Origin of the sequence: Pseudomonas sp. (genome assembly GCF_035277045.1) — a bacterium.
Classification (GTDB): Bacteria; Pseudomonadota; Gammaproteobacteria; order Pseudomonadales; family Pseudomonadaceae; genus Aquipseudomonas.
This window is the reverse complement of the sequence record NZ_DATELE010000078.1, coordinates 1-8,128: the sequence shown is the minus strand read 5'-3', so window position 1 is coordinate 8,128 and position 8,128 is coordinate 1. Positions and strand designations below refer to the sequence as shown.

The following is an 8,128-nucleotide window of genomic DNA, read 5'->3' as shown; positions in this document are numbered from 1 at the left end:
AACCCGGATGGCAGCTTCCCGCGCAGCACCTATCCCCTGGAAAGCGTCAACAAGCGCAACCCGGCCGTGCCCAACCGGCTCGAACCCTTCCGCGACTTCGCCTCGCAGTTCGCTGACGAGGTGGCCGCCACGCAAGCCTTCCCAGGCTACTGGGCCGACCCGGTCATGGGTCATGTGCTGGAGCCGACCCGCGACTCGTTCATGATCAACTACGGCTCTGGCGGCATGGGCGCGGAAGTGGTTGCCAACCGTCTGGGCGTCGGCCCGATGCACGACTGCCTGTCGTGCGCCTACGAGGAGTTCTTCCTGAGCGCCCATACCGTGGGCGACGTGGCGATGCTGGTGGACGTGCCGGCCAACGTCGGGCTCGAGAACATCCGCCCCGGCGAAACCCCGCGCGCCGACCAGGTCGGCGTCAAGGCCAGCATGGCGCTGTACCCGGCCGAGCCGGCGAACGTCAACCACAGCTACATCGGTGACTTCGTCAAGTTCCGCAACAGCCACAACGGCCACGAGCAGCACATCTTCCACCTGCACGGCCACCAGTGGCTGTTCAACCCCAACGACGACAACTCCGACTACATCGACGCCCAAGGCATTGGCCCGGGCGTGGGCTACACCTACGAGATCGCCAATGGCGGCTCGGGCAACCGCAACCGCGTGGCGGGCGATGCCATCTACCACTGTCACTTCTACCCGCACTTCGCCCAAGGCATGTGGGCCATGTGGCGGGTGCACGATGTGTTCGAGGAAGGCACGCGCCTGGAGGTCAGCGCCCAAGGCAACCAGGGCTACCACACCACGCCGTTTGCCTTGCGCAGCGGCAAGCCAGCCGCCGGCGCCCGCGCCTTGCCCGACGGCGAGATCGTCGCCGGCACGCCGATCCCGGCGATTGTGCCGTTGCCTGGCAAGGCCATGGCGCCGATGCCGGGCAAGGTCGCCGTGGTGCCAAAACTCGCCGAGCAACTGCTGGCCGGCCACGAAGATGACGATGACGACGAAGCAGGCGATGACCACGATCACGAAGCCGCCGAGCCCCGTGCGATCGGCTCGCTCGTGCTGGTCGATCGCAGCGAAAGCAACCGCAACGCCGACGGCAGCCTGAAGAACCCAGGCTTCCCGTTCTGGATCGGCGGCATGGAAAGCAGCGTCGGCCAGCGTCCGCCCACCCCGCCGCTGGACATGCTCGACCCCGCCATGGCGCGCCAGCTCAAGGACAGCGGCAAGGCCCTGTGGGCCAACCTGGACCCCAACCAGGTCGATGGCTGGGACGGTGGCCTCGGCCGCCATGCGCTCGATGGGGTCGCCGCCGGCGGCCATGCCGACGTCACCACCACCAAGCTGGACTTCTCCAAGGTGCTGACCAAGGCCAAGGCGATCTACCTGCCCGAGGAGGGCACCGAGGTCGAGCAGGCGGCCATGCAGTTCCATGCCAAGCCCGAGCACCCGAGCTACGCGCTGTTGCCTGGCAGCCAGGTGGTGCCGCGCGCCTTCCGCACCAACGGCGCCTTGCCGACCGCCGGCGCACCGTTCTTCGAGCCGTGCATGGATGACCGCGGCAAGCGCCTGACCCGCAACGGCGGTGCCGGTGAATACAACAGCGGCGAGCGCCTGGACGGCATCAGCTTCCGTGGCTCGTCGAGCTTCACCGCCGACAGCCCGCGCATCTACAAGGGCGCCAACATCCAGTTCGACGCGGTGTACAACAAGGTCGGCTACCACTTCCCGCAAGCCCGCATCATCGCCCTCTGGGAAGACGCCTGGCCGGTGATCACCAAGCAGCGTCCACCAGAGCCCCTGGTGATGCGCATGAACACCTTCGACTGCACCATGTACCAGCACACCAACCTGATCCCGTCCTTCTACGAGATGGACGACTACCAGGTGCGCACGCCGACCGACGTCATCGGCCAGCACATCCACCTGCCAAAATGGGACCTGACCGCCGCCGACGGCTCGGCCAACGGCTGGAACTACGAGGACGGCATTCTCTCGCCCGGCAGCGTGGTGGAACGCATCCATGCCATCCGCGAGTACAACGAATGCACCGAGGGTGACGCCCGCGACGGCACCGCCGCCTGCCCGAAAGCCAAGCAGCATCCGTTCTTCGGGCGCTACGGCCGCGCCGACTGGCTCGGCGCGCGCACGGCCATGCAGCGCTGGTTCGCCGACCCGCTGGTCAACGTCAACAACGTCGACCGGGGCCTGGGCACCATCTTCACCCACGACCACCTCGGCCCATCGACCCACCAGCAACTGGGCCTCTACGCCACCGTGCTGGCCGAGCCGGCCAACTCCACCTGGTACCACGCAGAGACCGGCGAGCAGCTCTACAACCCGGCGATTCGCCAGGACGGCGGCCCGACCTCGTGGCAGGCGGTGATCAAGACCGGTGACCACGACGGTGATGGCCGCAACGACAGCTACCGCGAGTTCTTCCTGGAGTACAGCGACTTCCAGCATGCCTATGAAGCCGGTGTGTATGTCGGTGCAGGCCCCGATGGCGTGCCCAATGCCCAGGCGTTCCCGGCCAGTGCCGACAGCTTCCGCTACGCCATCAACCCGCCTGTGCGGCAGAAGGCATCCAATCTGCTCGAAGCCGTGGTCGAGTCGCGCGGCGGCCTGGCGCCGGGCTGCCCAAGCCGCCCATGCCCGCAGGCCATCTCGGTCGATGACCCTGGCATGTTCGTCGTCAACTACCGCAACGAACCGCTTGCCCTGCGCGTCTTCGACCCCAACAAGGTCGCCCCGGACGGCAAGCGCGGCATGCAGGCCGACGGCCTGGCCGGTGATCTGGCCTACGCCATGCAGAGCCGTACCGACCGTGCGATCCCGGCGATGAACCTGGCGCCTTCGGCGATCACCTCGGCGGTCGGCCCCACCGGCGGCACCACCCGGTTCCCGCCGCACATCAACAAGGGCAGCGAGCCGGGCGACCCGTTCACCCCGATGCTGCGCACCTACTCGGGCGACAACGTGCGTCTGCGCGTGCACGCCGGCGGCCATGAAGAGGAACACAACATCACGATGCACGGCGTCAAGTGGCTGCAGAACGGTACCGGCTTCGGCAACAGCTCCAACTCGGGCTGGAAAGCCTCGCAGATGATCGGCATCTCCGAGCAGCTCGGCTTCATGGCGCCGGTGTCGATGATCTCAAGCTCCGCGGCGGCCAACGGCGACTACCTGTACTCCATGGACGCGGCCCTGGAAGGCTACTGGAACGGGATCTGGGGGGTGATGCGCAACTACACCGCCCAGCGCAACGACCTGTTCCCGCTGCCCAACAATCCGCAACCGGTGGCGCAGCGCAACACCGTGGCGTTCGACGGCATCTGCCCGCGCAATACCGCCAACCCCACCGGCATTGGCACGCGGCCAACGGTCAAGCGCAACTACGAAGTGGTCGCGGCGCTGGCCAACGACATCCTGGAGAACCGCCACGGCGTCAGCCTCACCGACCCCGCTGGCATCGGCCAGCACGTCGGCGGCCCGCTCAAGGCCAACGGCGGCACCCTGGTGTTCAACAGCCGCCGCACGTCCATCCCGCAGACCACCGTGGTCGACGAGGAAGACGGTGAGACCTTCACCATCGGCGGCCACAGCGCGCCGCTGCACGACCCGACCGCCGTGCTCTACGTGCGCAAGGCCGACCTCGACCCGGTCAGCGGCAAGCTCAAGCCCGGCGTGCCTGTCGAGCCGCTGGTGCTGCGCGCCAACGCCGGCGACTGCATTAGCGTGACCCTGGAAAACCGCCTGCCCCTGGTCATGCCGGACCTGGCCAGCACCGCGGTGATGCAGAACGTGGTCAAGCGTGACCGCCATGGCAGCGAAGGCTCCACGGCCTTCAACAACAACATGATGCGTCCGTCCAGCCACATCGGCCTGCACGCGCAGCTGCTGAGCTATGACATCACCAAGTCCGATGGCGCCAACGTGGGCCTCAACCCGACCCAGACCGTGCCGCCACGGTCCGGCAACAGTGGCGCCTACCCAAGCAAGGTGTACCAGTACTACGCCGGTCACCTGGAGCGTGAAGGCAAGCCGGTGAGCCAGCTGGGCCGTACCGTGGACAACATCGAGACCACCGCCATCGAGTTCGGCGGCCTCAACCTGACCCCGGCCGATGTCATCAAGCAACCGCAGAAAGGACTGGTCGGTGCCATGAGCATCCTGCCGCAGACCGCCACCTGGACCGAGGACGCGGCCAGCCGCGCCTCGGCCACGGTGCAGGTCAGCGGGCAGGCGGCCTACCGCGACTTCGTCACCGTCTGGCAACGGGCGCTGAACATGCGCTGGGCCGATGGCCGGCCGGTCGAAGGCATCGCCACCGAGGGCAATGGCGTGCCGGGGGATCCGAAGGACAACGGCAACATGGCGATGAACTACAAGACCGAGCCGCTGTGGCTGCGCTTCGGCCTGGCCCCGGACGCGCCCTTCGGGCATGCCGACGGCAACGGCTTTGGCGATGTGCCCAACGCCCACATGGCCTACAGCAACGCCCTGGTCGGCGGCGATCCGCAAACCCCGATCCTCTGGGCCAAGCCTGGCCAGCCGCTGCGCAACCACATCCTGATGCCAAGCGGGGGGAGCCGCGGCATCACCTACCAGCTCGATGGGCACCTGTGGCCGCTGCACGCTTACCAGTCCGAGAAGAGCGATGCGGACGGGTTCCCCTTGGGCCTGCCGGGGATCGGGTCGGTGCGCTTTGGCTTCAACCCGATGCAGATGTACATCGGCGCCCAGGAGAGCGTGCTGCCCGCGGCGCACTTCAGCTTCATGGTGCCCAGCGCCGGTGGCGCCAACGCGGTGCCGGGGGACTACCTGTTCCGCGACTACGCCGCCTACGGCAACACCTCTGGGCTCTGGGGCCTGCTGCGGGTGACCAACGAAGCGCCGCCGGCCACGGCCCCGGCGCAATAACAAGGGATGAGGGGAGAGCATGGGCATGGACAAGAAGAAACGCGCCGCGTACCTGGGGGTGTTGTTGGGGGCGGCGCTGATCGGCCTGGGCGTGGCATATGAAAAGCTCTGGTACGACCCCAGCGGGCTGTTGCAGGAGACGCCTGAGCAGCAGGCCCTGCACCGGCTCAGCAGGGACGGGGTGACCGTGGAGTTCGAGGCGCGGCCCCTGGAGGGCAGCGAGCTGCGCGAAGGCGGTTTTGCCAACGTGCGCTTCAAGGTGACCGAGCAGAACAGCGGCCAGCCGCTGTCCGGCATGGCGCCTGGCGCCTGGCTCGATCCTGCGCAGAGCGCGCCGGCCGAGGGCTCGCGTGAGGCCAGCTGCAAGGCGCGGGTGGCGCTGTTCCTGAAAAGCAGCATTGGCGCGCGTCCCTTGCTCGACCTCAACAGTTACTTTTTGCTGGTGCTCAACAAGGACGCCAGCCTGACGGTGATCGACCCGACCGTCTCGGTGGGCGGGGTGACCAGCACCCTGGCGCGCATCGAGCTGCCGGGCAAGCCCATGGACTGGGTGGCCGCCAGCGATGACCGCCAGGTGTTCGTGTCCATGCCGGACCTTGGCCAGGTGGCCGTGATCGACACCGAGACCTTCCGCCGCGTCGCCAGCCTGGATGCCGGCGAGCAACCGGTGCGGGTCACCCTGCAGCCGGACCAGCGCCGGTTGTGGGTGGGCAACAACAGCCAGGACCCGGCCAAGGGCGGTGTCTCGGTGATCGATGTACCGAGCCGCAGTACCCTGAAGTTCTTCAATACCGGCACCGGCCACCATGAGATCGCCTTCAGCGCCGACTCGCGCTACGCCTATGTCAGCAACCGCGACAGCGGCACCCTGAGCATCATCGACATCGCCGAAATGCGCATCGCCAAGACGCTCGATGTCGGGCCGCACCCGCTGTCGGTGTCCTACTCGGCGTTGTCCCAGGCAGTGTATGTGGCCGATGGCCAAGAGGGCAGCATCAGTGTCATCGATGCCCGCAGCCACCAGTTGCGGCACAAGGTCATGGCCGAGCAGGGCCTGGGCCCGATGCGCTTCAGCAGTGACGGGCGCTTCGGCATCGTGCTCAACACCCTGGAAAGCCAGGCGCTGGTGATCGACGCCAGCAACGACCGGCTGATCCACCGCATCCCGGTGGCGGCCGAGCCCTACCAGCTGACCTTCACCAAGGGTTACGCCTACGTGCGGGGCCTGGCCTCGCCGAAGGTCAGCATGATCAACCTGGGCAGCTTGGGCGAGGGCCGTGAGCCGATCGTCCAGGGCTTCGAGGCCGGGCCCGCCGCGCCGCGCCAGGCCGGTGACCTGCCATTGGCCCAGGGCCTGAGCGTGGCCCGCGACGACAACTCGGTGTTCGTGGTCAATCCGGTGGACAACACCACCTACTTCTACGCGGAAGGCATGAACGCGCCGATGTCGGGCTACACCAACCGTGGTCACCAGGCGCGCGCCGCCATTGTCATCGACCGCAGCCTGCGCGAGGTGGCGCCGGGGGTGTACGGCTCGACCGTCAAGCTGCCGGCGGCAGGCAAGTTCGACGTGGCCTTCCTGCTCAACCAGCCGCAGATCATCCACTGCTTCAGCACCGAGGTGGCCGCGGCGCCAGGCGCGGTGAAGCGCAAGGGGGTGCGGGCGGAGTTCGTGGCTGACGCTCAGTCCCCGCTGGAGCACAGCGCCTACACCGCCAAGGTGCGCATCCTGGGCGAGGACGGCAAGCCGCGCAGCGGCCTCACCGACCTGAGCGTGCGCTACTTCCTGGCACCGTCGTCGCTGGCCCGCAGCGTGAAGCTCCAGGAGGTCGGCGACGGGGTCTACCAGGGCACGCTGAAACTGGCCGGGGCGGGCGCCTGGTACCTGCACCTGCAGTCGCCGTCCCTGGGCCGCCAGTTCGCCGAACAGAACTACACCAGCTTGCGCGTCCTGCCGGCCGCGACGTCTACCGCTTCCCATGGGGAACCAAGGAGTGTGCGATGAACGCCCTTCAACACGCCAGAGTGCTTGGCCTGAGCCTGCTGGTTGCGAGCAGCCTGGCCCTGGCCCACGCCGGTCATGACCACGACGCCCACGCCGGGCACCAGCCGCCGGCCGCGCACCACGAGAAGGCCGACGTGCGTTTCGCCGACGTCGGGTTGCTGGACCAGGACGGCATGCCGGTTCGGCTTGAGAAGGATCTGGTCGGTGATCGCCTGGTGGTCATGGGGTTCATCTACACCAGCTGCACCACGGTGTGCCCGGTGGTGTCCTCGATCATGGGCAAGGTCCAGCAGCAGCTTGGCGGACGGGTGGGGGAGGAGGTGCAACTGGTGTCGATCAGCGTCGACCCTCAGCGCGACGACCCCAAGCGCCTGCAAGGCTACGCCAGGGCGTTCCAGCATGGGCCGGGCTGGAGCTGGCTGACCGGCTCGCCCTATGCCATTACCGAGACGCTCAAGGGGTTGGGCAGCTTCAGTGCCGACCTGGGCCAGCACCCGCCGCTGATCCTCGTCGGTGACGGCCGCACCGGACGCTGGACGCGCTACTACGGCTTCACCGACCCGGCGGTGCTGATCGGCGAGATCGACCGCCTCAGCGCGCACCGGGTGCACGCCAGCCACACCGCGATCGCCAGCACGCCCGATGCCCAGGAGGCACAGCCATGAGCAGCCAGAGCCATCATCACCCTTGCATGCGCGGTCTTGTCTGGCTGAGCCTGGCCGGTTGCCTGCTGATCTTTGCCTCGGTGGCCCTGGCCCACGAAGGGCACGCCCCGACCACAGCGCCGGGCACTGCCGTCGAACCCGCGGCGGCGCCCGCGGGCAGCAGCGGCACCCGCGATCCCCAGGCCTGGTTCACCGACACCGTGCTCAAGGACCAGAACGGCCGTGACCTGCGCTTCTACAGCGATGTGCTCAAGGACAAGGTGGTGATGCTCAACGTGATCTTCACCCACTGCAGCGATGCCTGCCCGCTGATCACCCGCAAGCTGCGCGAAGTGCGCGAGGCCATGGGCGAAGAGGTCGCACGCCAGGTGACGTTCATCTCCATCAGCAGCGATCCGCAGAACGACACCCCCGAGGTGCTCAAGGCTTTCGCCGAGAAGCAGGGGGTGGATGGGCCGAACTGGCTGTTCCTGACCGGCGACAAGGCCCAGGTCGACCTGGTGCTGGGGCGCCTGGGGCACTTCCTGCCCAGCCCCGA

4 protein-coding genes are annotated in these 8,128 nt (G+C 67.7%); all 4 read left to right on the top strand.

Annotated features, from left to right (window positions below; all coding sequences use genetic code 11):
* The coding region (gene mnxG, locus VJS90_RS03260) for a manganese-oxidizing multicopper oxidase MnxG (RefSeq protein ID WP_324119054.1) at window positions 1–4,920 on the top strand (4,920 nt) is incomplete at its 5' end.
* Between the two features lie 25 nt (window positions 4,921–4,945).
* The gene (locus VJS90_RS03255) at window positions 4,946–6,925 is read left to right on the top strand and encodes a YncE family protein (protein ID WP_324119052.1); all 1,980 of its coding nucleotides are present in this window, start codon (window positions 4,946–4,948) and stop codon (window positions 6,923–6,925) included.
* A complete protein-coding gene (locus VJS90_RS03250) occupies window positions 6,922–7,590 on the top strand; it encodes an SCO family protein (protein WP_324119050.1) in 669 nt (222 codons plus the stop codon). The genes VJS90_RS03255 and VJS90_RS03250 overlap by 4 nt, the downstream gene beginning before the upstream one ends.
* A partial coding sequence (locus VJS90_RS03245; protein WP_324119048.1) for an SCO family protein occupies window positions 7,587–8,128 on the top strand: 542 nt, incomplete at its 3' end. The genes VJS90_RS03250 and VJS90_RS03245, both read left to right, overlap by 4 nt.